General features: G+C 64.1%; 23 protein-coding genes and 2 pseudogenes. 13 read left to right on the top strand and 12 right to left on the bottom strand.

The annotated features are described in order from the left end of the window. Positions 1–139 precede the first annotated feature (139 nt). A complete protein-coding gene (locus EN861_RS06320) occupies positions 140–1,066 on the top strand; it encodes an ABC transporter ATP-binding protein (RefSeq protein WP_127276442.1) in 927 nt (308 codons plus the stop codon). Then, the gene (locus tag EN861_RS06315; protein WP_127276440.1) at positions 1,063–1,842 is read left to right on the top strand and encodes an ABC transporter permease; all 780 of its coding nucleotides are present in this window, start codon (positions 1,063–1,065) and stop codon (positions 1,840–1,842) included. Before EN861_RS06320 ends, EN861_RS06315 begins: the two co-directional genes overlap by 4 nt. A gap of 79 nt (positions 1,843–1,921) precedes the next feature. Here the strand turns inward: EN861_RS06315 and EN861_RS06310 are convergent, their stop codons facing one another. Further along, a complete protein-coding gene (locus EN861_RS06310) occupies positions 1,922–2,959 on the bottom strand; it encodes a phosphatidylglycerol lysyltransferase domain-containing protein (RefSeq protein ID WP_127276438.1) in 1,038 nt (345 codons plus the stop codon). 444 nt (positions 2,960–3,403) lie between these two features. On the opposite strand from EN861_RS06310, the gene EN861_RS06305 reads away from it, so the two are divergent. After that, positions 3,404–4,588, top strand: coding sequence for an NAD(P)/FAD-dependent oxidoreductase (locus EN861_RS06305; protein ID WP_135862931.1), 1,185 nt, complete (start codon positions 3,404–3,406; stop codon positions 4,586–4,588). Here EN861_RS06305 and EN861_RS06300 read toward each other — a convergent pair. Both EN861_RS06300 and EN861_RS06295 read right to left on the bottom strand, forming a co-directional pair. Continuing rightward, the gene (locus EN861_RS06300) at positions 4,580–4,804 is read right to left on the bottom strand and encodes a hypothetical protein (protein WP_127276434.1); all 225 of its coding nucleotides are present in this window, start codon (positions 4,802–4,804) and stop codon (positions 4,580–4,582) included. The genes EN861_RS06305 and EN861_RS06300 overlap by 9 nt on opposite strands. A gap of 130 nt (positions 4,805–4,934) precedes the next feature. After that, positions 4,935–6,938, bottom strand: a complete 2,004-nt coding sequence (locus EN861_RS06295; protein WP_135862929.1) for a PhoX family phosphatase — start codon at positions 6,936–6,938, stop codon at positions 4,935–4,937. 276 nt (positions 6,939–7,214) lie between these two features. Here EN861_RS06295 and EN861_RS06290 point away from each other — a divergent pair, with 276 nt between their 5' ends. Next, complete coding sequence (locus EN861_RS06290) at positions 7,215–7,706, top strand: hypothetical protein (protein ID WP_127871063.1); 492 nt, start codon at positions 7,215–7,217, stop codon at positions 7,704–7,706. Positions 7,707–7,933: 227 nt separating this feature from the next. Here EN861_RS06290 and EN861_RS06285 read toward each other — a convergent pair whose 3' ends face one another. Together EN861_RS06285 and EN861_RS06280 are read right to left on the bottom strand one after the other, a co-directional pair. Continuing rightward, on the bottom strand, positions 7,934–8,596 hold the full coding sequence (locus tag EN861_RS06285) for a response regulator transcription factor (protein WP_127871064.1): 663 nt from the start codon (positions 8,594–8,596) through the stop codon (positions 7,934–7,936). Continuing rightward, complete coding sequence (locus tag EN861_RS06280) at positions 8,593–9,984, bottom strand: sensor histidine kinase (protein ID WP_127871065.1); 1,392 nt, start codon at positions 9,982–9,984, stop codon at positions 8,593–8,595. The genes EN861_RS06285 and EN861_RS06280 overlap by 4 nt, the downstream gene beginning before the upstream one ends. Positions 9,985–10,151: 167 nt before the next feature. Between EN861_RS06280 and EN861_RS06275 the strand changes: the two genes are divergently transcribed. Next, positions 10,152–10,493, top strand: coding sequence for a hypothetical protein (locus EN861_RS06275; RefSeq protein ID WP_056585458.1), 342 nt, complete (start codon positions 10,152–10,154; stop codon positions 10,491–10,493). Positions 10,494–10,501: 8 nt separating this feature from the next. Next, positions 10,502–11,203, top strand: a complete 702-nt coding sequence (locus EN861_RS06270; protein WP_127278298.1) for a phosphatase PAP2 family protein — start codon at positions 10,502–10,504, stop codon at positions 11,201–11,203. 296 nt (positions 11,204–11,499) lie between these two features. On the opposite strand, the gene EN861_RS06265 is transcribed toward EN861_RS06270, so the two are convergent. The 3 genes and pseudogenes from EN861_RS06265 to EN861_RS36070 form a co-directional block, all read right to left on the bottom strand. Continuing rightward, on the bottom strand, positions 11,500–12,126 hold the full coding sequence (locus tag EN861_RS06265; RefSeq protein ID WP_127278297.1) for a DNA-3-methyladenine glycosylase: 627 nt from the start codon (positions 12,124–12,126) through the stop codon (positions 11,500–11,502). After that, positions 12,105–12,485, bottom strand: a complete 381-nt coding sequence (locus EN861_RS06260) for a nuclear transport factor 2 family protein (protein ID WP_127278296.1) — start codon at positions 12,483–12,485, stop codon at positions 12,105–12,107. Before EN861_RS06260 ends, EN861_RS06265 begins: the two co-directional genes overlap by 22 nt. A 135-nt stretch (positions 12,486–12,620) precedes the next feature. Next, positions 12,621–13,010, bottom strand: a pseudogene (locus EN861_RS36070) (LysR substrate-binding domain-containing protein); the annotation flags it as partial. On the opposite strand from EN861_RS36070, the pseudogene EN861_RS36065 reads away from it, so the two are divergent. Then, positions 13,008–13,334, top strand: a pseudogene (locus EN861_RS36065) (zinc-binding dehydrogenase); the annotation flags it as partial. The pseudogenes EN861_RS36070 and EN861_RS36065 sit on opposite strands and share 3 nt — an antisense overlap. Before the next feature lie 33 nt (positions 13,335–13,367). On the opposite strand, the gene EN861_RS06245 reads toward EN861_RS36065, so the two are convergent. Beyond that, complete coding sequence (locus EN861_RS06245; RefSeq protein ID WP_135862927.1) at positions 13,368–14,228, bottom strand: ATP/GTP-binding protein; 861 nt, start codon at positions 14,226–14,228, stop codon at positions 13,368–13,370. 113 nt (positions 14,229–14,341) lie between these two features. Between EN861_RS06245 and EN861_RS06240 the strand changes: the two genes are divergently transcribed. Together EN861_RS06240 and EN861_RS06235 are read left to right on the top strand one after the other, a co-directional pair. Next, positions 14,342–15,142 (top strand): helix-turn-helix transcriptional regulator, encoded by an 801-nt coding sequence (locus EN861_RS06240; RefSeq protein ID WP_135862925.1) that lies wholly within the window; start codon positions 14,342–14,344, stop codon positions 15,140–15,142. Positions 15,143–15,252: 110 nt separating this feature from the next. Continuing rightward, a complete protein-coding gene (locus EN861_RS06235) occupies positions 15,253–16,629 on the top strand; it encodes an adenylate/guanylate cyclase domain-containing protein (RefSeq protein WP_127871069.1) in 1,377 nt (458 codons plus the stop codon). Positions 16,630–16,712: 83 nt separating this feature from the next. On the opposite strand, the gene EN861_RS06230 is transcribed toward EN861_RS06235, so the two are convergent. Genes EN861_RS06230 through EN861_RS06220 form a run of 3 tightly spaced genes read right to left on the bottom strand, consistent with a single transcriptional unit; the run spans position 16,713 to position 19,011 of the window. Continuing rightward, positions 16,713–17,540 (bottom strand): lipo-like protein, encoded by an 828-nt coding sequence (locus EN861_RS06230; protein ID WP_135862922.1) that lies wholly within the window; start codon positions 17,538–17,540, stop codon positions 16,713–16,715. A 56-nt stretch (positions 17,541–17,596) separates the two neighbouring features. Then, the gene (locus EN861_RS06225) at positions 17,597–18,541 is read right to left on the bottom strand and encodes a CHAD domain-containing protein (RefSeq protein WP_135862920.1); all 945 of its coding nucleotides are present in this window, start codon (positions 18,539–18,541) and stop codon (positions 17,597–17,599) included. Then, on the bottom strand, positions 18,538–19,011 hold the full coding sequence (locus tag EN861_RS06220) for a CYTH domain-containing protein (RefSeq protein WP_135862918.1): 474 nt from the start codon (positions 19,009–19,011) through the stop codon (positions 18,538–18,540). The genes EN861_RS06225 and EN861_RS06220 overlap by 4 nt, the downstream gene beginning before the upstream one ends. A gap of 91 nt (positions 19,012–19,102) precedes the next feature. Here EN861_RS06220 and EN861_RS06215 point away from each other — a divergent pair, with 91 nt between their 5' ends. The 4 genes from EN861_RS06215 to EN861_RS06200 are packed head-to-tail and all read left to right on the top strand — an operon-like array spanning position 19,103 to position 22,816. After that, positions 19,103–19,804 carry a CerR family C-terminal domain-containing protein gene (locus EN861_RS06215; protein ID WP_135862916.1) on the top strand — a complete coding sequence of 234 codons (702 nt, stop codon included), beginning with the start codon at positions 19,103–19,105 and terminating at the stop codon, positions 19,802–19,804. Then, on the top strand, positions 19,801–20,754 hold the full coding sequence (locus EN861_RS06210; RefSeq protein WP_135862914.1) for an HlyD family efflux transporter periplasmic adaptor subunit: 954 nt from the start codon (positions 19,801–19,803) through the stop codon (positions 20,752–20,754). The genes EN861_RS06215 and EN861_RS06210 overlap by 4 nt, the downstream gene beginning before the upstream one ends. After that, positions 20,751–21,671, top strand: coding sequence for an ABC transporter ATP-binding protein (locus tag EN861_RS06205; RefSeq protein ID WP_135862912.1), 921 nt, complete (start codon positions 20,751–20,753; stop codon positions 21,669–21,671). The genes EN861_RS06210 and EN861_RS06205 overlap by 4 nt, the downstream gene beginning before the upstream one ends. Positions 21,672–21,679: 8 nt before the next feature. Further along, positions 21,680–22,816, top strand: a complete 1,137-nt coding sequence (locus EN861_RS06200; RefSeq protein WP_135863014.1) for an ABC transporter permease — start codon at positions 21,680–21,682, stop codon at positions 22,814–22,816. Positions 22,817–22,832: the final 16 nt, after the last annotated feature.

Genomic DNA, 22,832 nt, shown 5'->3' with positions numbered 1-22,832 from the left:
TTACCGGATGCAGGCGATCTGTCTTCAGGCTGCCCGCGCCCCGGTGTCGAGAACTGGCAGCAGCGGCATTGACTTGCGGTTGCACCGGGCGACAACAGGCCTATATGAAGTCACCTCTTTCAGGCAGCCGTTTTCAACCATGCCCTCCATTCTGTCCATTTCCGGGGTCTCCAAGACCTACGCCACCGGCTTCACCGCGCTCAAGGAAGTCAATCTCGATATCCAGCGGGGCGAGATTTTCGCCCTGCTCGGCCCCAACGGCGCCGGCAAGACGACGCTGATCTCGATCGTCTGCGGCATCGTCAACCGCTCGTCGGGCACCGTCACGGTCGACGGGCACGACATCAACAAGGACTATCGCGCCGCGCGCAGCCTGATCGGGTTGGTGCCGCAGGAACTCACCATCGACGCCTTCGAGAGCGTCTGGGCAACGGTCAATTACAGCCGCGGCCTGTTCGGCAAGCCGGCCAATCCGGCCTTTGTCGAGAAGGTGCTGCGCGATCTGTCGCTCTGGGACAAGAAGGACGCCAAGGCCATCACCCTGTCGGGCGGCATGAAGCGGCGGCTGATGATCGCCAAGGCGCTGTCGCACGAGCCGCGCATCCTGTTCCTCGACGAGCCGACCGCCGGCGTCGACGTCGAGCTGCGCCAGGACATGTGGGAGATGGTGCGCCGGTTGCGCGAGGACGGCGTCACCATCATCCTCACCACGCACTATATCGAGGAAGCCGAGGCCATGGCCGACCGCGTCGGCGTCATCAACCGCGGCGAAATCATCCTGGTCGAAGGCAAGGCCGAACTGATGCGCAAGCTCGGCCGCAAGCAGATGACGGCGGAGCTGCGCGCGCCGCTCGCCAGCGTGCCCGACGGGCTCTCGCACTACGCGCTCGAACTGTCGCCGGACGGCACCCAACTCACCTACACCTATGACAACCAGAGCGACCGGCCGGGCGTCGCCTCGCTGATCAGGGATCTCGAGGCGGCCGGCATCCAGTTCCGCGATCTCGACACCAAGAACAGCTCGCTCGAAGAGATCTTCGTCAATCTCCTGAGGCAAAAGCCATGAACCTGCGTGCGGCCCCTAATTTTCGCGCGGTATGGGCGATCTACCGGGTCGAGATGGCGCGTGCGTTCCGCACCGTGCTGCAGAGCATCATCTCGCCGGTCATCTCGACATCGCTCTATTTCGTCGTCTTCGGCTCGGCCATTGGCTCGCGCATCACCGAGATCGACGGCATCAGCTACGGCGCCTTCATCGTGCCGGGACTGATCATGCTGTCACTCTTGACGCAGTCGATCTCTAACGCCTCCTTCGCCATCTATTTCCCGAAATTCGTCGGCTCGATCTACGAACTTTTGTCAGCTCCGGTCTCCTATCTGGAGATCGTCATCGCCTATGTCGGTGGGGCAGCGACCAAGTCGATCATCCTCGGCCTGATCATCCTGGCGACGGCTTCGCTGTTCGTGCCGCTACAGATCGAGCATCCGTTCTGGATGCTCGCCTTCCTGATCCTGACGGCGGTCACCTTCAGCCTGTTCGGCTTCATCATCGGCATCTGGGCGAAAAGCTTCGAGCAGCTGCAGTTGGTGCCACTGCTGATCGTCACCCCGCTGACCTTCCTCGGCGGCAGTTTCTATTCGATCCACATGCTGCCAGGCATCTGGAAGACGATTACGCTGTTCAACCCCGTGGTTTACCTGATCAGCGGCTTTCGCTGGAGTTTCTACGGCAAGGCCGACGTCTCGGTCGGCATCAGCCTCGGCATGACGCTGGTGTTCCTGGCCGCCTGCATCGCGATCGTCGCCTGGATCTTCCGGACCGGCTACCGGCTGCGCAACTGATCGGCTGAAGGCGTCCTGAGCCGCAGCCGAGATTTGTGAGATTCAGCGCAGGCCGGCCTCACCTGAATATCGGCGGATCTCAGATGGCCTTGACCAGCCGCAGCAGCCCCAGCATCTCGATGTAGGCCCCCTCGCGAAAGGCGATATAGACCGGCTCCTCGGCGCCATGGAAGCGGCGCTTGAATGCCGCCTGTCCCTGCAGGTTGAACCTGCGGCGGTTGATCCAGGGCGAGTCGTAGGCGCGCTGGAAGGTGTTGCGCCAGAACTCGCTTTCGGCAAATCCGCTCGGGCCGACATCGACCAGCGGCGACAGGCCGAGCGTCACCACCGAAACGCCTTCCTCGCGAAAGCGGTCGACGGCGAATTTGGTCAGGCCGATCTCGGCATGCGGCGAGGCATCGATATGCTTGCGCTTGAAGGCGGTGGTGTAGCCGATCACCTTGCCGTCGGCGAACAGCGGATCGAAGTCGAGCAGGGCGACCAGGTCGCCATCGGGACCGTGCAGGACGAAACGGCGCATGTCGGTGCCGAGCTGCTCGTAAAACGGACGGTTGAGAAAACCCATCTCCCAGCGCTTGACGATACGGTCGCCGCGCCAGTTTTGGGAGAGCCGGGAGATCTCGTCGAGATGGATCGTGCGCTTGTCCTCCTCGAACGAAAAGCCTTTCTTCAGCAGCCAGCGCTCGGAATAGCGCACGGTCTCGTTGCGCTTGCCGGAAAAATCATGGTCGGGCAGGACAAGGCGGGTGTCGATGCCCAGCCGGTTGACCTTGTAGCCGAGTCCGGCAAGGACCTGGGCGGTCTGTTCGCCGATCTGCACGAACCATGGGCCGCCGGCACGCTCGACGAAGCGTCTGATATAATCGGGCCGCTGCGCCGGCGCCGCCACCGGATCGCCGAGCGCGAAATGATGCCTCATCTTGGTGCCGAAGGCGATGTAGCCGTCGGCGTCGCCAAAATAGGAAAGCTTGCGCTGCGCGGCGGTGGAATAGGCGAGCGAGAAATCGCCATAGCGGCGCACCAGCGCCAGCCGCTCGACATGCGTCAGCGCCAGTCGCTCGACCTTGGGCGAGGCGCCCTCGAGGATGTTGTCGAAATAGATCCGCAAGGAGGGCATGGTCGAGATTCCGCGTGCCGTCTGCGGCGCCGCATGCCTTGAATGGCACGCAAGACCGCCGTGGCGCCTTGATTTCTAGCGGGAAGCCGAGTCGGTTACGGGTTCGAATTCCTGCATCGTCAGAAGAGGTCCACCAGCCCCCGGACCTCGAATCAATCACTTTGCCGCGACCTGGTTATCGCCGATGCCGCCGATATGCCATATAGGGCTGGATGTATTCGGACAGAAGCGGGCAACCGTTTCATGTCGTGGTTTTGGCCGCGGTTGCGCGATCCGGTAGTTTTCGCCCGGCGGCGGAATGCTCCGGGGCGAGACCACGGCTCGGCGCGGGCCCATTGAAAATCGGCTTCGATTTGCCGTTCGGGCTCGGCGCGCGATCAAACTGTTACAGCGGCCTGCGAGCCTTTCGGGGTTGCCGCAAGGGCGAATGGGATTCGAGTGTGAATGGCTAACACGACACCCGGGACGATGATGGAGCAGTTGCTGGCGGTCGAGCCGGCGATCGTCATTGGCGCCGGCGCCGCGGGGCTGGCTGTCGCGCGGGCCTTGATGAAGGCCGGCGTGGCGACGGTGGTGCTGGAGAAGGAAAGCCGGCTGGCCGAGCCCTGGCGCCGGCGCCACGAACAGCTGCACCTCAACACCCACCGCGATCTCTCGGCGCTGCCCGGCCTTGCCTATCCCAAGGGTACCCCTGCCTTTCCGCACCGGGATGTCGTCATCCGCCATATGAACGATTTCCATGAGGCGAACCGTTTGCCGGTGGAGTTTGGCGTTTCCGTCGAGGCCATCATGTCCGGGGGCGACCACTGGATCGTGCGCACCAGCGCCGGCTCGCGCCTGGCGCGTCATGTCGTCGTCGCCACCGGCCGCGACAGGGAGCCCTACACGCCGCAATGGAAGGGCATGGAGGCGTTCAGGGGCCGGATCGTCCATTCGGCCGATTTTGGCGACGCCCAGGCCTATGCGGGCAAGAAGGTGCTGGTTGTCGGCGCCGGCAATTCGGGCTTCGATGCCCTCAACCATCTGGCGGGCATCGATACCGCCGCCGTCTGGCTGTCGGCCCGCAACGGCCCCGTCCTCTTGCCCAAGCGTATCGGCAAGATCGCCGTGCATCGCCTCTCGCCGCTCATGGCGCGCTTGCCGCTGCGCGTCGCCGATGCGGTCATGGCGGTGACGCAGCGCCTGGTTTTCGGCGATCTCACCAAATTCGGCATGCCGCGGGCACCTGCCGGCGGCGCCAGCCGTCTGACTTCGGACTACACCGCGATCGCCGCCGACGATGGCGCCGTCAAGGCCATCAAATCGGGCAGGATCCTGGTGGTGCCGGGGATACGGGAGTTCACCCGCGATGGCGTCATGCTGGCCAATGGCAGCCTGATCGCTCCCGACATCGTCATTGCCGCGACGGGCTACCGCACCGGCCTGGAGCGCATGGTCGGCAATCTCGGCGTGCTCGACGAGAAAGGCGTTCCGCTCTTCAACGGCGGCCAGGCCGATCCGAAACTGCCGGGCCTGTGGTTCACCGGCATGCGGCCGAGCATCCGCGGCTGCTTCGCCAATGCCGGCATATTGGCCAAGGCGATAGCCAGGCGCATCGCCGGTCCCGGCCAGCCGGGCACCTCACGCTGATTTCGGCTCCAGCCGCCGGAAACCGACGGCCTCGGTCAGCATCTCCTCGTCGACCATGCCGGCATTGTAGAGGGCAAGCAAGGTGAGCGCCAATTCACGCGCCTCCGTGGATTCGGGATGCGCTTGCCGTCGGCGGCAGGCCTCATCGAAGACACGTTGCAACGTGGCCACTTCGTCAGGTTTGAGCAGGCCACGGTCGTAGATCGACTTGGGCATGGCGATGATCTCCTGATCGCGATTTAGGGCGCCATGTGTAAATTACCAATCTTTCCCGAGGCTTGAATGCAATGCCGCGCAAAAAAGAGGGGCCGCGGATCGCCGAAGCCCCTCTCGTTTTGTCTCGCTGTCAGACGCCGATCTTGCCGCCGCCCTGCTTGGTGATCGCCACGACCGCCGGCCGCACCGGCATGTCGGGGTTGAAATCGGGCCAGCGGGTCGACGGGTCCTCATAGTAGGAGGGCCGGCCAAACGCGTCCCAGTCCTCGCCGCCGTCGCCCGGATGCTGGACGGCGACGAAGGCGGTCTGATCGTCCGGCGTAAACAGCGGGCCGCACATCTCGGCGCCGATCGGCACCCGGAAGAACAGTTTCGAGGTCGCCCGCGCCGATCCTTCCGTGTCCACCGCCCATAGGCCATCGGTGCGGCCGGTGGCCTTCGGGCCCTGGCCGTCGGTGGCGACCCACAGGCGCCCGGCCGAATCGACCGCGCAATTGTCGGGCATGCCGAACCAGCCATTGGCCGTCGTCGCGGTGGAGAAGGTGGCGCCGACATCGGCCACCGACGGGTCGCCGCATTTCAGCAGCACTTCCCACTTGCCCTTTGTGGCGGCGAAATCGCCGCCGTCCTCGACGATCTCGATGATGTGGCCGAAGGCATTCCCGGCGCGCGGGTTGGCGGCGTCGGCCTGATCGGCCTTGCGCTTGGAATTGTTGGTCAGCATGACATAGACCTTGCCGTTGCCGGCATTGGGCTGGATGTCTTCGGGCCGGTCCATCTTGGTGGCGCCAAGCAGGTCGGCGGCGCGGCGCGTCTCGATCAGCACGTCGGCCTGGCCGGCAAAACCGTTTTCCGCCGTCAGCGGACCCTGGCCGAACACGATCGGCATCCATTCGACCGAGCCGTCCTCGGCGAATTTGGCGACATGCAGCGTGCCGTCGTCGAGCAGGTCCTTGTTGGCCGCGCGGTCGCCGGCATTGAACATGCCCTTGGTGACGAATTTGTAGACATAGTCGAAGCGCTCGTCGTCGCCGAGATAGAAGACGACGCGGCCGTCCTTGGCGACGATCGATTCGCCGCCCTCATGCTTGAAGCGGCCCATGGCGGTGCGCTTGCGCGGCACCGAATTCGGGTCGTTGACATCGACTTCGACGATCCAGCCGAAGCGGTTGGGCTCGTTCGGTTCCTTGGCGAGGTTGAAGCGGTCGTAATGCGTGCCCCATTCATAGGCGCCTTCCGGGATGCCGAGGCGCTTGTAGTTGGCGGCTTCCTTGTGGCCTTCCGGCAGCTCGCCGGAGAAATAGCCATGGATGTTCTCCTCGGCCATCACATAGGTGCCCCAGGGCGTGACGCCGCCGGCGCAGTTGTTGATCGTGCCGAAGACTTTCGTGCCGGACGGATCGGCATTGGTCTTGACGCGGTCATGGCCGGCGACCGGGCCGGACAGCGCCATCTCGGTGTTGGAGGTAATGCGGCGGTTGAGCTTGCCGTCACGCACAACCTGCCATTTGCCGCCGTCCTTGCGGATCTCGACGATGGTGCCGCCATGCGCGGCCATCTCGACATCGACCTGCTCCTTCGAGAGCGGCGCCACCTCGGCCGCCTTCTTGCCGTCCTTCTCGACGATCTTGACGATGCCCGGGAACATCAGATGCGGGTTGGTGTATTCGTGGTTGACCACCAGCAGGCCATGTTCCGCCGAGCCATCGATCGCGATATAGCCGACATAGTCGTTGTTGTAGCCGAACTGCCTGGCCTGGGCTTGTGCCGACTGCTTGGTCGGATCGAATTCCGGCGAATCGGCAAACAGCGGATCGCCCCAGCGCAGCAACACATCGGCGTCGTAGCCCGGCGCGACATGGTGCTTGTCGTCGATGCCGGCCTCCAGCTCGTCGAACTTGAAGGCCGAGCCTTCCGCGGCGCGGGCATCGTCGGCGGCGATCATCGCCAGCGGGCTGACGGTGGCGGCGATCGCCGAGACGGCAAGCGAACCCTTGAGGAAACCCCGGCGCGAAAACCGCGCGGCGATGATCTCGCCCATCGTGTGGTTTTCGCTGGGATTGTTGGCCGGGCCTTCGTTTTCCTCGAGCAGGCTGGTGCGGAATCGGGCGTCGGGGGAGCGATGTTCGGTCATGAGAGCCTCTGGCTGGATTGGCTGGAGCTTGTTGCCTGATCGACCGCCTTACAGTCGGCTGATCACATTTTCGTGACATGGTATCCGCGCTGCCGCTCCCCTCACGACATCGTTTTTCACGTCGGACCTCGGACTTTAGTCCAATCTTGCGCCTGCAAAGGTCCTGGAGGACAAACGCAACGGTCGGAGGTCGCTTCCGGTCACCACGTGTTTCGGCGATGTTGGTTGCACTGCAACGTTGGGGTGGGCGCGCCGGCTCAATCGACGGAGTTCAGGATGCACGGATCGATAACGGCCCGTTGTTGCCGGCTGGCTTTCGGATCGGCGGCGCTTCTGGCGCTGACCATCGCTCCCTATGGAATTGCCTTTCATGGCTTCGTGCCTGGAATCGAGGCCGCGACCGCACTCGCCGGCAAGGGTGGGGGTGGCAATGACGGCGGCGGTGGCGGTGGGAATAGCGGCGGCGGAAACGGCGGCGGCAACAATGGAAACGGCAACGGCGGCGGCAACAACGGCAACGGAAATGGCGCTGATAACGGTGGCGGCAATTCAGGGTCCGGCAAGGGCCAGAGCGGGAAGAGCAGCCATGTCAACGCCATCACCGGCGACGAGATCGACGTGGACGGCAACAAGATTACGGTTCAGCACCCCGACGGCATAACGGAAAAGATCGAGAACGGCCGTTTCAGGATGAAGGATGCGCTCGACCGCACGATCATCGACCGCCCGGCCACACCGGCCGATGTCAGCCGCCTCAAGGCCCTCTGAACCTTGGCCTTCTGAAATCTCGGCCTTCTGAAATCTAGGCCTTGTGAAGCTGGTCAACAGGCAACGACCAGCTTCACACGTCACCTCCGCCGCCCCCCGGCGGAGGTGACCTCGTTTTCGCGCTGTGTTCCAATGCTGCGATGACTTGGAGAATTCCAGGGAAAGCACGTAGCGCTTTCCCTGGCTGCGTTGCCGTAAGTCGGCGATTCCAACGACGCCGAACCGCTCTATGAGAAGTCCCTCTCGCGGTCGCGAAACTCGCGCATCATGAGGGCAGCCTCGGTGCGGTTCCGCACGCTGAGTTTCGACAGCACCCCCGTCATGTGGTGCTTGACGGTCTTCTCCTGCAGTTCCAGGCGCAAGGCAACTTCCTTGTTGCTCAGTCCTTCCGCCACCAGCCGCAGGATTTCGGTCTGTCGGCCGGTGAGTTGCCGCAGCCGGTCCGCCACGCCGTTGGTGGGCTGCAACGACTGCACATCGGAAAGCAGCCGGGCCGACAACATCGGCGAAAGATAGCTTTCGCCGGCCGCCACGTTGCGCAGGATATCGGCAAGCGAGCGCGACCCGACTCCTTTGAGGATATAGCCGTGCACCCCCGCGTTCAGGGCCTTGGTCACGTCGGCATTGGCCTCCGAAACGGTCAGCATGACGATCTTCTGGGCGGGATGGTCGGCAAGGATGCTTGCAACCGCGGCCAGGCCGCCGCCGGGCATGGAAATGTCGAGCAGCAATATGTCGGGCTGCACGGTCGAGGCGATGCGTTCCGCGTCCTGCGCGGTAGCCCCTTCTCCGACCACCTCGAAGCCTCCGATCTCCGACAGGCTGCGTGTCACACCCTCGCGGAAGAGAGGATGGTCGTCGACAATGGCGATGCGGATGGCGCCCATTATGCTTGCTCCTCGACCGAAAAACGGATCACCAGTTTCGTGCCCTTCGGCCCCGTCAGGGTTTCGAACTGTCCGCCAATGCTTTCAACCCGCTCCCTGAGGCCGGCCAGCCCCAACCCCTCGGCCCGAGCCGGATCGAAGCCCGGCCCGCCATCCGACACTTCGACGAAAAGCCGGCCATTCTTCATTCCCGCACGCACCGCCTGATCCTTGCCCCGTCCGTGGCGGTAGGCATTGTTCAGCCCCTCCTGCACGAAGCGATAGACACTGATCTTCTCAGAAGCGCCGGGCTCGGGCAAATGTTTGGGCAGCGTAAGCGTCACCGACGTGCCCGTCCGGTGCTCATGTTCCTCGACGGCCAGCCGCAACACGTCCGCCGCCGCCGCCGTTTCTATCTGCGGCAGCACCAGGCCGGTGCAGATGCCGCGAATCTCGCGCATCGCGTCCTCCAGCGTCTTGCGGATCATGGCGACCTCGGTCGAGCGGCCTTCGCTGCCATGGCCGTCGCCGGTAAACACCGGGCTGTCCATGCGCAGCGCCGCCAGGGCCACGAGCTGGGCCGGGCCGTCATGCAGGTCGGCGCCGATCCGGCGCAGGTATCGTTCGTTGAGCGCGGTGGCGCGGCGGGACGCCCGCTGCACGCGCTGCCGCAAGGCGCTGTTCTGCGTCACCAGGCCCTGCAGTTCCGACACCTGGCGGCGCAGCGCCCCGCGCTGGTCGTCGATGGTGCGGCTGGCGCGCAGGACGATGCCCGACAGAAGCAGGAATGCCGTCAAGGTGGTGCCGGCCACGATCAGCCAGCTCGACAGCAGGGCGGAAGCCAGGGTGGCCTTGAAATCGCCGGCGAGCTCGTAGAATTCGGTGACGGCGACCACGTCGCCGGACCAGGGTTCGCGCACCGGATTGTAGATTTCGAGCAACGGCACACCCGCGGCCCGCTCCTTGTCTTCGTCCTCGTCGAACGTATCGAACTGGGCCATGACGCTACCCTGGAAGGCGGAACGCAGATTTTTGTTCAGCTCGAAGCGGCGGCCGATCAAATCCGCGTCCTTCGCGTAGAGCACCGTGCCGTCGCGGCGCCAGAGCCTGAACGACGCCAGGCGTTTGCCGAGCGCGCCCTGGCCGAGTGTCTCGTCGAGCGCCTGTTTGACGGATTCGCTGAGCTCCTCGCTCTTGCGCAGGTCGGGCAGCAGCGGCGCAATCACACTGTCGACATAAAGCGCCGTCGTGGCGGCCGAATTGCGAATGACGCCGTCCCGGATCTGCGTCGTCACCCAAGTCCCCACGATCAGCATGACGACCAGCAGCCCAAAGCCGCCGGCAACGACGAATTGCAGGGCAAGGGAAAGCTCGCTCCAGCGCCGCGCCAAGTTCTGAAGAATACGAATCATGGTCCCCTGACCGCCCTTCTATCGATATGCTGGGCGATTCCAGCACATTGAGCTTCAGTCTCGCCGTTGCCAAGACCTTCGTTGCAACGACCTCGCTTGACGTCTCGGCGCGCTTCGGAAACAAGGTCCGCGATATCAGGCGAAAGCCACTTCGAGGGGGACGGACGTTGAGTTTTTCGGGATTGCTGCAGCTGGGTTTTTCAACGGTGATCTTCCTGCTGGCGGCGACCGCCGCCAAGCAATGGGGACTGGCGCCGAGCCTGGGCAAGATCCTGCTGACGCTGGCGCTCTATTCGCTGGGCAATCTGATCATGCTGCGGCTGATCCGCGAGTTCGGCATGTCGGTGTCGTTCAGCCTTTCGGCGGTCATCCAGCTGGTCTCGGTCAATGTCGTGGCGCTGGTGTTCTTCGGCGAGCGCGTCAACGCGCTGCAGGCGACCGGCATCATGCTGGCGATCGCCGCCGTAGCGCTGATCACCCTTGGGCCCTATCTGCAAGGGCGGTTATAACCGTGCCGATGAAAAACGCTGCGAAAACGCTGCTCAACCGGGTCGAATTCCCGGTGCTGCTGGCCGGCCTGGTCATCGCTGGTGGGCTGTGGGCGTTCGAGGAATTGATGGAGGTGGCACGGGCCACCACGCCGCACGCCTTCGATACCGAAATCCTGCTTGCCTTCCGCCAGCCGGGCCAGCCCGGCGTTCCCATCGGTCCATCATGGCTGGAAGGGGCGATGCGCGACGTCACCAGTCTTGGCAGTACCAGCGTGCTGGTGCTGATCACCACGGCGGCGATCATATATCTGCTTTTGATCCGCAGGCGAGGCACCGCGCTTCTCATCTTCGTTGCCGTGGCGGGCGGCCAGCTCCTGTCGAGCCTGCTGAAAGTCGGCGTCGACCGGCCACGCCCGGAACTGGTTTCGCATCTGGTCAACGAGACCTCGCTCTCCTTCCCGAGCGGCCACGCCATGCTGTCGGCGGTGACCTATCTCACGCTCGGTTCGCTGGCGGCACGCTTCCTGCCAGGCCGAACCACCAAGGTCTACGTGTTGTTCCTGGCGGTGCTGACGACGGTGCTGGTCGGCGTCAGCCGCGTCTATCTGGGCGTCCACTGGCCGTCCGATGTGCTGGCGGGCTGGTGTGCCGGCTTCGCCTGGGCGATGCTATGCTGGCTGGTGGCGAGGATTCTGCAACGGCGCCAGGCGGTGAGCGACGATGCCTGACCTCGCCGTCAGATCAACCTGTTGATGAGGTGCCCACCACAGCCCGCCAGGGCCAAAGCCATTGGTAGCAAGCCTGCTGATGTCATCAAGATCTTGAAAACGTTCAACCTCGTTATCCCCTGCCCCGAATGTGCGGCACCTTAGGCTGAAATCCTCGGAAAATATCGAGAAATGGACAATCAGGCGAAGACGCTAACGTGCCGCAAGCGTCAAGCGGCCGCTGGTGACCTATGCCGCGTCGATCGGCGATGCGCGGGCGCAGCTGGCGGGAAAACAAGAGGCGGAGCAACCGTCGCTCAACGGTTGAGCGATGCCGGGCCGCTGACGAAAGGACTTTCCTTCAGGTAAAAGCGAAGCAGGCGGTCCGCGTCCTTCGAAATGCCGATCCTGATGCCCTGTCCGATCGCGCCGGCCTCGAATTCATCGTGTGCAAGCCATAGCGAGCCTTCCCGGCAAAGGTCGAGCCCGTCGAGCGATCGATCGATCCGCAATGCCGCGGCCAGCCTTCCGGGCCCGCGCGCCAGGTCGCGCAGGCGCTCGACGCCACGGTTCAGCCGCATGATCTCGATGCCTTCCAGCGGTTCCAGCGCCCGGATCAGCACGCCGGTTCCCGTGCCTTGCGCCTCGCTCGAAACGTTCAGCATGAACGAGATGCCATAGGCGAGATAGACATAGGCGTGCCCGCGCTCGAGAAACAGCGACCGGTTGCGCTCCGTCATCCCTCGAAAGCCATGCCCGGCGGCATCGCCGGCGACATAGGCTTCCGTCTCGACGATCCGCCCGCTGACCCTGCCGTCGGGCAAGTCGCGCACCACCAGCTTGCCGATGAGATAACGGGCAAGGGCGGCCGTATCGTCCGGCAGTTCTTCCCGCGCGAGCGGTGGATGATTTGTCGAGCGGTTCACGGGATCCGTTCGACCCATTGCGCGCGCGAAGGTCCGGGTTCGAACGGATCGCCGAAATACTGCGTCTCGCGGACCACCTTGCCGTCGAGGAACTCCATGATGCTGACCGTGTAGGACGGCCGCCCGTCATAGGTCAGGACATATTCGGTGACCCAGAGGTCACCGGTGCCTGTGATGCGGCGCACGATGAAGCGCTTGCGGTTCGGCTGCGCGGCGCGGGACGACTGGATGTTGCGCCGCCCGCTTATGCGCTCGCCCGATTGCGGATAGTCGAGCACTGCGTCCTCCCGGTAGATCTCGTGCTCAGCTTCGAAGTCGCTGGTGTCGGAAGCGGCCCAGTGACGATCCAGGGCCGCTCTGATCTCTCGGTCTTCCATCTCGAACTCCTTGGCCGCCGATGCCGGGCCGTCATACCATATATGCCTGCCTAGAGCGGACCTTCGAGATTGCGCGGAACGGCGTTCGCAAAGCCAGCCGAGGCGCCGCCGGCCGCGCCTATCGATCATTTTTCATTAGACATCCGCATGGCGCAGGGCATTGGCGATCACCGCGAAGGCGGGCGAGTTCTGCCGGCGGGTCGGATAGTAGAGGTAATAGCCCGGGAACAGCGGGCACCATTCGTCGAGCATCAGCACCAACCGGCCCGACCGAAGCTCGTCGGTCACCAAATTCTCCGGCACGTAGGCGATCCCAAGTCCGCTCACGGTGGCGTCGATCATGGGGATCGTCGAATTGAAAGTCAGCTGTCCGTCGACGCGCACCCTCAGCTCTCGCCCGTCCCTGGCGAATTCCCAGGCGTAGAGGCCGCCCGAGCGCGACTGCCGGTGGTTGATGCAATCGTACTGGACGAGGTCCTGAGGCGTGCCGGGCGCCGGATGCCGGGCGAGGTAGTCAGGGGAGGCGCCGACTCCGTGCTCGAATGCGTCGGCACGCAGGAATCGATGAAGCAGGCGATCGGGTCGACCCGCAAAGGCGGCTATGTCTCCTATGTCGGCGTTCCCCACCAGGTGCAACTGGATGGGCAGCAGCTGTTCTTCGCCCATGTGCACCTCCATGGCGGCCCGGCGCCGGTGCGCCGTTACCTGCCCGAACTGATCGCTCTCGTCACCGAGGGCAAGATCAATCCCGGCAAGGTCTTCGACCTGGTTCTTCCGCTCGAACAGGTCGCCGAAGGCTACAAGGCCATGGACGAGCGCCGCGCCATCAAGACGCTGCTGCAGGTGTGAGCGCCAACGCTCCTGGAGCGGCCGGTATGGCTCTCAATCGATCTTTAGCGCCGCCACCTCGCCCTCGTTCATCAGCGGCACATAGAGGATCGACTTGCCGTCGGTGCCGATGTCGGCGCTGCCCGGCTTGAAATGCACCACCGCTTCCGGCGCGCTGCCGGTCCTGTATCGGTACAGCGTGCCGGTCATGTAGGCGGTGGCATAGATGGTGTCGCCCAGCGCGATGACGCCGTCGAGGTCGGCGAATTTCTGCGCGCCCGCCAGCGGCGTCACCGTCTTGCTGGCGAGGTCGACCGCCAGCAGCCCGCCCGGCTCGACCGTGCTGAAGTCGGGCTTGATGCCCTTGCCCCAGGAGGCGACGATCAGCCTGTTGCCATCGGCGAAGACGCCGTTGGGTGCAGCGAGCATGGCGTCCCTGACAAACAGCTCCGGTCTGTCGCCGTCGATACGCCAGATCGTGTCGGCCAGCATGTCGGTGACATAGACCTTGCCTGACTGGTCCGACGTCATGTCGTTCAGGAAGACGGCATTCGGGATCACGATGCTGGCGATGAGCTTGCCGCTGGCGAGGTCGACGACGCGGACCTTGGTGATGTCGGCGACATAGAGCTTGCCGCCCGCTATCGCCATGCCCTTGGGCGCGTCCATGCCGTCGGTCCAGTGCTGGGTGACGATCTTGCCCTCCGTGGACAGCACGCTGAGATAACCAATGCCGTCGGCGTCGCCCGGATTGCCTGATATGTTGGAAACGATGATGCGGTTATTGGCGGCGTCGAACAGCGCCGATTCCGGCTGTTCGAGGCCCGTTGCCCGCCAGAGTTCTCCGGCCTGGGCCGGCGGTGCGGCCGCTATGCCGATGGTGGCGATAAAGGCTGAGGTGACGAAGATATTCATGACTGCTCTCCTTTGATGTCGGCGAAGAGCTAGGCTTTTCGATACTTTTCGGGAAGCCAGATTGCCACTAGTATCGAATACCGATACGAAACCGACGGCAAGAGGTGCATCCCATGAACGGTCTGGTCTTCGAGGCGCTTAAGCGGACGCTGAAGGCGAAGGGCGTCACCTATCGCGAGCTTGCCGAACGCATGGGCGTTTCCGAGCCGACGGTGAAGCGCATCTTCCATGAGAAGAACTGCAAGCTCGACCGGCTGGTGGAGATCTGCGCCGCCGCCGGCGTGGAACTGGAAAACGTGCTCGGCTCGATGAGCAGGGGGCCGGGGCCGGTCAACCACGTCGCGCCGGAGATCGAGCGCCGGCTCGCCGGCCGTCCGGCGCTGCTATTCGTCTTCGTCATGCTGTCGGAAAAGTTCACGCCTGAAGGCATCATGCGCTCGCAGGGCCTGAGCGAAGCCTCGATGTTCCTCTATCTGCGCGACCTCGAGCAGCTCGGCCTGATCGCGCTCGGCCGTGGTCTGTCGGCGAAATTGCTGGTCGAGACGCCGATCCAGTGGAATTTCGAGGGGCCGCTCAGGCCGTTGTTCGAGATGACCAACAAGAATTTCATAGGTTGGGCGATCACCCATATCGAGAAGGAGGCGACCTTCGTCAGCTTCTCCAGGCGGATGCGGCCGGAGACGGCGGAAATGGTGCGGCGCGAGGCCGAGGAACTGGCCGACCGCGCGAAACTGCTCGCCCATCACGACCAGCACACCACGCCCGAGGACGGGTTGGTCGGCTACAAATGGACGTTCGCCTTCGGCGCCACGCCGTTCGAGGCGATCATGCCGATCGGCCCGCATCCGCGCGACGCCGGGGCGTTCGATCGGCCCGCCGCTCCTGCAAAGGGACGCCGCCCGTTACCGGCCTGATACAGAAAACGAAATCACATTCATGATAGAGTTCGCGCACTGATTTGTCAGATTGTAGAAGGCGGGTTTGCCGAATGCGTGACACGTCCCCATGAAATCGAAGTGATCCTATGTCGACCGCGCCAACACTTGAACTTCGCCGCTATTCGCGCCTGAAAAATTTGCGGGCGCGCGCAGAACGCCAGGGTGCTGCATTACAGTTCTGGGCGCGTACGGCATCGCTCGCCGTGATCTCCTGCTTCTTTTCATTGACCAGCCGCTGGGATGCTTCGCTGCTCTTCGTGCTGGCGGGCCTCGTGCTGTTCCAGCTTGTCGGCCTGATCCAGTTTCTCTTTGCTCGCCGTCGTACGGCGCGATGGTGGATCGGTTACCTCACCGGTACGCTGGACATCATTCTGTTGACCGTTCTGCTGATAACGCCCAACCCGTTTTCCCTCGAGGTCGCGCCGGCCGCGATGCAACTGCGCGAGGGCAGCTTTAAATACCTGCTGATTTTCGTATGCCTTGGCGCTCTGACCCTTTCGACACGATTGGCACTCTATCTCGGCGCGCTCGCGGCCCTGACATGGGCGATCGGGGTGGGATGGGTGATTTCCCATCCGGGAACCGTAATTCCGGCGACGAACCTCTATTCGCTGCCAATGACAGAGCGACTGAACCTCTATCTCAACCCCAATTTCGTCGATACATTCGCGCAGGCGACCAACGTGTTGGTCGTGCTGATTATCGGCGCGATCATGGCGCTGGTCGTCTTTCGTTCCCGACATCTGTCGGAAGACTATGTCAAGGCAGAGCGCGCCCGCGCCAATCTCGCCCGGCATTTTTCGCCCAATGTCGTCGACCAGCTCGCCGCCGATGACGAGCCCTTCGGCCCGGTTCGCCGGCAGGATATCGCGGTGCTGTTCGCCGACATCGTCGGCTTCACACACTATTCCGAGGATCATCCGGCCGAAGCAGTGTTCGAACTCCTGCGTCAGTTCCACCGTCGCATGGAACAAGTCGTTTTCGACCACCGTGGCACCGTCGATAACTATATCGGCGATTGCATCATGGCGACATTCGGGGTTCCGCAAGCCAGCCATGACGACGCGACTCGGGCCATCCAGTGCGCTGAAGCGATGGTCGCCGCTCTCGAGGACTGGAATGTACAGCGTGTGTCCAGGGGATACCCGCCGCTGGACGTTCGGATCGGTGTACAATATGGCGCAGTGGTCATCGGCGCGGTCGGCAGCGAGCGCAATCTGTCCTTCGCGGTGGTGGGCGACACCGTCAACGTCGCCAGCCGTTTGCAGTCGCTCTGCCGTGAGCTTCAGGCGAATATTTGCTTTGGGTCACGACTGATTGAGGCAGCGAAGGCGGAATCGCCCACGACACCGTTGAATGCGCGCGATCATGGACCGATGAGCATCCGCGGCCGGGACGAACCGGTCCATGTCTGGGTCGAACGCAGAGCCGAAAACCAGGGTGTTGTTGCGGTTCCGGCGTGACATAGGCCGCCATGTGAAACGCTGCACCTCGGCAGGATAGCGGTAGGCCGCGCCAGGCATGTCCTGACCTAGGCGGAAAGCCATCACGTGTCCTTCGCGGTTGCGCCAGCCTTTGCGGCTGCGGCGTCCGTGCTTGCCTTGTCGTCCCAGGTCACGGCCCTGTAGTCGAAGCCGTATTCCAGCGTCGGCTTGACGATGCGGAAAAACGGCGACAGGTCGAAATCGCGCGGCGTGTAGAGCGAGTGATGGCGGATGTGCAAGATTTCCCTGCGCATATAGGTCGACTGCGCCGAGGCGCGGCCGGGCGCGCGGGATATCTCGGGCAGGATCGGATAGCGGATCTGGCCGTAAGCCTCGGCAATCAGCGTCGAGCAGATCGCCCGCGTCGGGTCGCCGGAGCCGAAGGCCAGCATGCGGCGGCGCCAGCGCACCGGCACCGGCGGCGTCGGCATGAAATAGCGCAGCATGTCGAAGATGTTCTTGAGGTCGTATCTCAGGCCGAGCTTGCTGATCATGAAGGCGACGACCTTGTCGCGGTCTTCGGGTGCCAGGCCGCTCGCCCGGCAGATGCGGGTATTGTAGGTCCGGTACCGCGACAAGGGTACGGCGACACAGCCTTCGCCGAGCGTGACCTCGATCAGCCGCCTGCGTTCCGAGCCGTCATCCGGTTCGGCCAAAGCATCGCCGACATAGAAGGCCGCATGCGACCATGTCGACTGGGTCAGATACTTGATCGCCGCCGAGATCTTCTGGTTGCCTTCGATCAGCAGGACGTCGCCCGGCTCCAGCGTGCGGCGCAGTGTTTCGGCGTCGGAAGGCGTGTAGGGCTCGTATCCCGAGGATTCTTCCTGCAGCCGACCGGCAAGCCAGCGGCCCAATCGATCCAGAAGCATGTCGCCAGGCTCGGTCATCGGCTATGGCGATTACCACAGGCCGGTGCCCGACGGCAAAGCATGTTCGGTCCGGATCAGCCGGTGGCCGCAAGTGCGCCGGCGTCTTCGGCCGAGCCGGCAAGATCGTCGCGGGCCTTGCGGGCAAGCTTTTTCGTCGAGCGCTTGGGGCTGTCGCCAAACAGTTCGGCCGCCTCGGCAAGGCACGTCTTCTTCAGGCTCTTTTCCGAACGCTTGAGCAGCTTGCCGAGAAGTTTCGTATCCTCGGGCGGTCCCAGCGGCTCGTCGTCCGCCTCGAGCAACGCACGCATGACGAACACATCATGCAGTTCGCCGAGACGTTCGCCCAGCGCATCGACGGCCTTGCGCCGCGCCTTGATCGGGGTCGGCCACAGCCTGCCGAGCAGCGACAGGTGCATGCCATGCGTCTTGGCCGCCTTGCGCAGGTCGTGGAAATCGCCGGCCTCGTCGTGCGAGCCGGCCTTGTCGAGCGCCTTCCTTGCACGGCGCAAGGTGGCGCGGGCGCCTTCGGCAAGCACGTCGGCGGCCTGCTCCGGCTGGTCGGGCAGGGTAAGGGTTTCGATGCGCTTCATGCCGTCTTCGCAGGCGGCGGCGGCCGCGCCGATCGCGGCCCGCAGCCCGGCGCCTTCGTGCAAATCATGCTGGCGTGCGATCAGCCGGTCGCGCACGGCATCGAGCCCGCCATCGGCGCTTTCCCTGGCAAAGGCCGCCGCCAGCCGATCGATGGTTTCGATCAGAGCTGTCGCTTCACGCGGGCCGGCAAGCAGCGCCGCCACATTGCGATAGCATTGGTTTTCCGTGGCACAGAACGTTTCGTCTCCGGAACGAACGAGGCGCAACAAGGCGCGCGCGCTCTTTAGCCGCTTGCGGCATTTGTGTAGCCCCTGTTCGGGCCGAGTGCGCGCCACGTCCAGATGTTGCAGGGCCTTGCCGATTTCCTCGGCAAGGATGCGTCTGACCTCGCCGGTCAGCGGCAGGCGCGGGTCTATGCGAAAGCTCATGCGGCGATCTCCGGTATCCCCCCGAGGGCGAGCGACGCGTTGTAGAACATCTGTTCACCGGTGACTTCACGGCCGAGCCAGTCCGGCAGCATTTCATCCGGAACGTCTTCCGGAGTCTCCAGTTCGGCCACCACAAGTCCCGCCAGTGCGCCGCCAAAGACATCGACTTCATAGAGGTAGCCGCGATGCCTAACATGGTGACGTGTCTTCTCGATGACACGTCCGATGGCGAAGTCCAGCATCTCCACCGCCTCCGCCAGCGGGATCGGATATTCGAATTCGTCGCGCTCGCGCGCGCTGCTGCCGAATTTGAGCGTCAGCTTGGCCGAGGCGCCATCACTGATGCGGATGCGGACGGTTCGTCCGGGTGCCGTGGCGAGATAGAACTGGAGAATGCGGATATCCGCTTCCACCAGGTCCCGCCACGCGGGGCTGGAGACCAGGAACTTACGCTCGACTTCCTTGCCCATGGCCGCGCACTAAAGCGTTTGCCGAAGGCGATGGCAAGACGGCACCGCACACAAGTTGACTTTAATCAATCGATTGATTAAAGTGCTTGTCATGATCAAGTTGTCGGACGCCAAGCCGCCCCGCCACGCGACATCCCCGGCTGAGCTAACGCGTGCCGCGCTCGTTCGGGCGGCGCTGAAACTGTTCGGGCGGCAGGGCTTCGACGGCACCTCGACGCGTGAAATCGCCGCCGAGGCGGGGGCCAATATCGGCTCGATCGCCTATCATTTCGGTGGCAAGGAAGGTCTTCGCGCCGCTGCCGCCGACTTCATCGTCGAGACCATTCAGGCCGTCGCCGGTCAGGCGCTCAATGAACAGGCCGCGACGGCTGGCGACCCGGAGGCGGCGCGCGCGCAGCTGTTCGCGGCCCTGGAACGGATGGTCGGCTTTGTCGTGGCCAGCCCGCAGGCCGGGGAGATCGTGCAGTTCGTGCTGCGCGAACTGTCGCATCCGACGGCGGCGCTCGACCGCATCTATGACGGCGTCTTCGAGCCGGCGCATCGCCGCCTGTGCCTGCTCTGGGAGCAAGCCACCGGCGAGCCGGCCGAGAGCGAACGGACCCGGCTCACCGTGTTCACGCTGATCGGCCAGGTCATCTATTTCCGCATCGGCCGCGAGGCGGTGATGCGCCGCATGGGCTGGCAAGACATCGGTGCCGCCGAGGCCGCCAAGGTGGTGGCGGCCACCACGGACAACCTCGGCGCCATGCTGGCCGCCCGAAAAGGGGTAGGGATGAAGGGACCAAGACAATGAGCTTCCTGTGTTCGCTGCCGCTCGCCGCCCAGCTGTTCGGTGCCTGCGCCCCGGCGGCACCGCTCGCCGTCGGTTATGTCGAGGGCGATTATGTGCTGCTGGCGCCGATCGAGGTGGCGCAGGTCGAGACGGTGACGGTGAAGCGCGGCGATCGCGTCACGCCGGGAGCCACCGTGGTGACACTCGAAAATGCCGATGCCAGGATCGCGGTGGCGCAGGCGCAGGCAAGCCTCGCCCAAGCACAGGCGCAGTTGGCCGACCTGCAGGTCGGCAAGCGGCCCGAAGAAATCGCCGCACTCAAGGCTCAAGTCGACATGGCCAAGGCGCAGGCAGACGACGCAAGACGCAAATACGCTCGCGCCGCCGATCTGTTCAAGCGCGGCACCGGCACCCAGGCCGACTATGACACCGCCTCGGCGACGCTGGAAACCGCCAACGCCCAGGTCGGCCAGGCCGAGGCCAATCTCGCCGTCGGCGGCCTGCCGGCGCGCGCCGAGACGATCAAGGCCGCCGACAACCAGGTCAAGCAGGCGCAGGCCGAACTGGAGCAGGCGGTGTGGCGCCTCTCCAAGCGCACGCTCGCGGCCCCTTCGCCCGGCCGCGTCAACGACGTCATCCGCAATCCCGGCGACACGGCGGGCCCGACCGCGCCTGTCATCTCGGTGCTCCCCGACGGCGCGGTGAAGCTCAGCGTCTATATTCCGGAAGCGGCCTTCTCCTCGGTCAAGGTCGGCAGCCTGCTCAGCGTCCATTGCGACGGCTGCGGCCCGGACGTGAGGGCGCGCGTCAGCTATATCTCGCCCGATCCCGAATTCACCCCGCCGGTGATCTACTCCCTGGAAAACCGGCAGAAGCTGGTCTACCTCGTCGAGGCGCGGCCGGAGGGCGATGCGGGGCCGCTGCAGCCCGGCCAGATCGTCGATGTCGATCTCGCGGATATGGGAAAATGAACGCCATCGACGTCCGCGGCCTGGTCAAGCGCTTCGGCGACAAGACCGTCGTCGACCATGTGACCATGTCGGTCGCCGAGGGCGAGATCGTCGGCTTCCTCGGCCCCAACGGCTCGGGCAAGACCACCACCATCCGCATCATGTGCGGCCTGCTGACGCCGGACGAGGGCGAAGGCACGGTGCTGGGTTTCAACATCCGCACGGACTCGCTCAGGATCAAGCGCGAAGTCGGCTACATGACGCAGAAATTCTCGTTCTACGAGGATCTGACGATCGGCGAGAATCTGGAATTCGTGGCGCGGCTTTACCGGCTGAGACCGGTCGAGGAGTATGTCGCCCGGACATTGGAGGAGCTCGGCCTGGCGACGCGCCGCAACCAGCTGGCCGGCACCTTGTCCGGCGGCTGGAAGCAGCGGCTGGCGCTGGCCGCCTGCATCATGCACAAGCCGAAGCTGCTTCTGCTCGACGAGCCGACGGCCGGCGTCGACCCGAAGGCGCGGCGCGAGTTCTGGGACGAGATCCATCGCCTGGCCAGCGGCGGGCTGACCGTGCTGGTCTCCACCCACTATATGGACGAGGCCGAGCGCTGCCACCGCATCAGCTACATCTCCTACGGCAAGATGCTGGCCACCGGCACCGTGGCCGAGGTGGTGAAGAACGCAGGGCTGACCACTTTCGTGGTGCAGGGTCCGCGGCTTGACAAGGTGGCCGAAGCGCTTGAGGGCCGCGCCGGCGTCGACCAGGTGGCGCCGTTCGGCGCCACGCTGCATGTCGTCGGCTCCGACCGCAAGAAGCTTGAAGCAGCGCTTGCCGATGTCGAGAGAGAGCACAAGGGCGTGACCGTGACGCCTGGCGAAACCAGCCTCGAGGACGTCTTCATCCAGTTCATGTCCGGTTCGAAGGACAACATGACATGAAACATGGCATGAACAGCGTCTTTTCCTTTGCCCGGCTCGGCGCGCTGCTGATCAAGGAGTTCATCCAGATGCGGCGCGACCGCATCACCTTCGCCATGATGCTGGGCGTGCCGCTGTTGCAACTGGTGCTGTTTGGCTTCGCCATCAACAACGATCCCAAGAGCCTGCCGACGGCGCTCGTTGCCATCAGCAACGACCAGTATACGCGCGCCATGGCCTCCGCCCTCCAGATGACGGGTTACTACCACTTCGACTTTGTCGCGCAGAGCGCCGCGGAGGCCGAGGAACTGATGGCCAAGGGCGCTGTCTCTTTCGTGGTGACGATCCCCGCCGATTTCGCCCGGCGGGTCGAGCGCGGCGACAACCCGCAGATCCTGATCGAGGCCGACGCAACCGACCCGTCGGCGGCGAGCGGCGCCGTTTCGACATTGAGCAAGGTGGCGAGCCAAGCGCTGCTGCGCGCGCAGGGCATGCAGGCGGCGGCCGCTGAAAGCGCCAGGGGGCAGCTGCAGGTGGTGGTGCACCAGCGCTACAATCCCGAAGGCATCTCGCAATACAACATCGTGCCTGGCCTGCTCGGCGTGATCCTGCAGATGACCATGGTGATGATGACCGCCATGGCGCTGACCCGTGAGACCGAACGCGGCACGATGGAAAACCTTTTGGCGATGCCTTCCAGCCCGGCCGAGATCATGCTCGGCAAGGTGCTGCCCTTCCTCGTCGTCGGCGCGGTGCAGGTGGCGGTGGTGTTGACCGCGGCGAAGCTCCTGTTCAGCATCCCGTTCGTCGGCTCGCTGACGCTGCTTTTGTCTGCGGTGCTTGTCTTTGTGCTGGCGCTGGTGCTGCTCGGCTACACGATCTCGACCATGGCAGGCTCACAGATGCAGGCGATGCAGCTCACCTTCTTCTTCTTCCTGCCGTCGCTGCTGCTGTCGGGCTTCATGTTCCCCTATCGCGGCATGCCCGGTTGGGCGCAGGTGCTGGGCGAGATCTTTCCGCTCACGCATTTCCTGCGCGTCACCCGGGCGGTGATGCTCAAGGGTGCCGACTTCCATGCGATAGGAGCCGAGGTCGGCTGGCTGGTGCTGTTCGTGGGGGTGTTTGCAGGCACGGCTCTGCTCCGGTTCCGCCGCACGCTGGATTAGAGGTTAGGGGCCACCG

The organism is Mesorhizobium sp. M8A.F.Ca.ET.218.01.1.1 (assembly GCF_004791165.1).
Lineage (GTDB): Bacteria > Pseudomonadota > Alphaproteobacteria > Rhizobiales > Rhizobiaceae > Mesorhizobium.
This window is presented reverse-complemented; position numbering and strand designations above follow the sequence as displayed.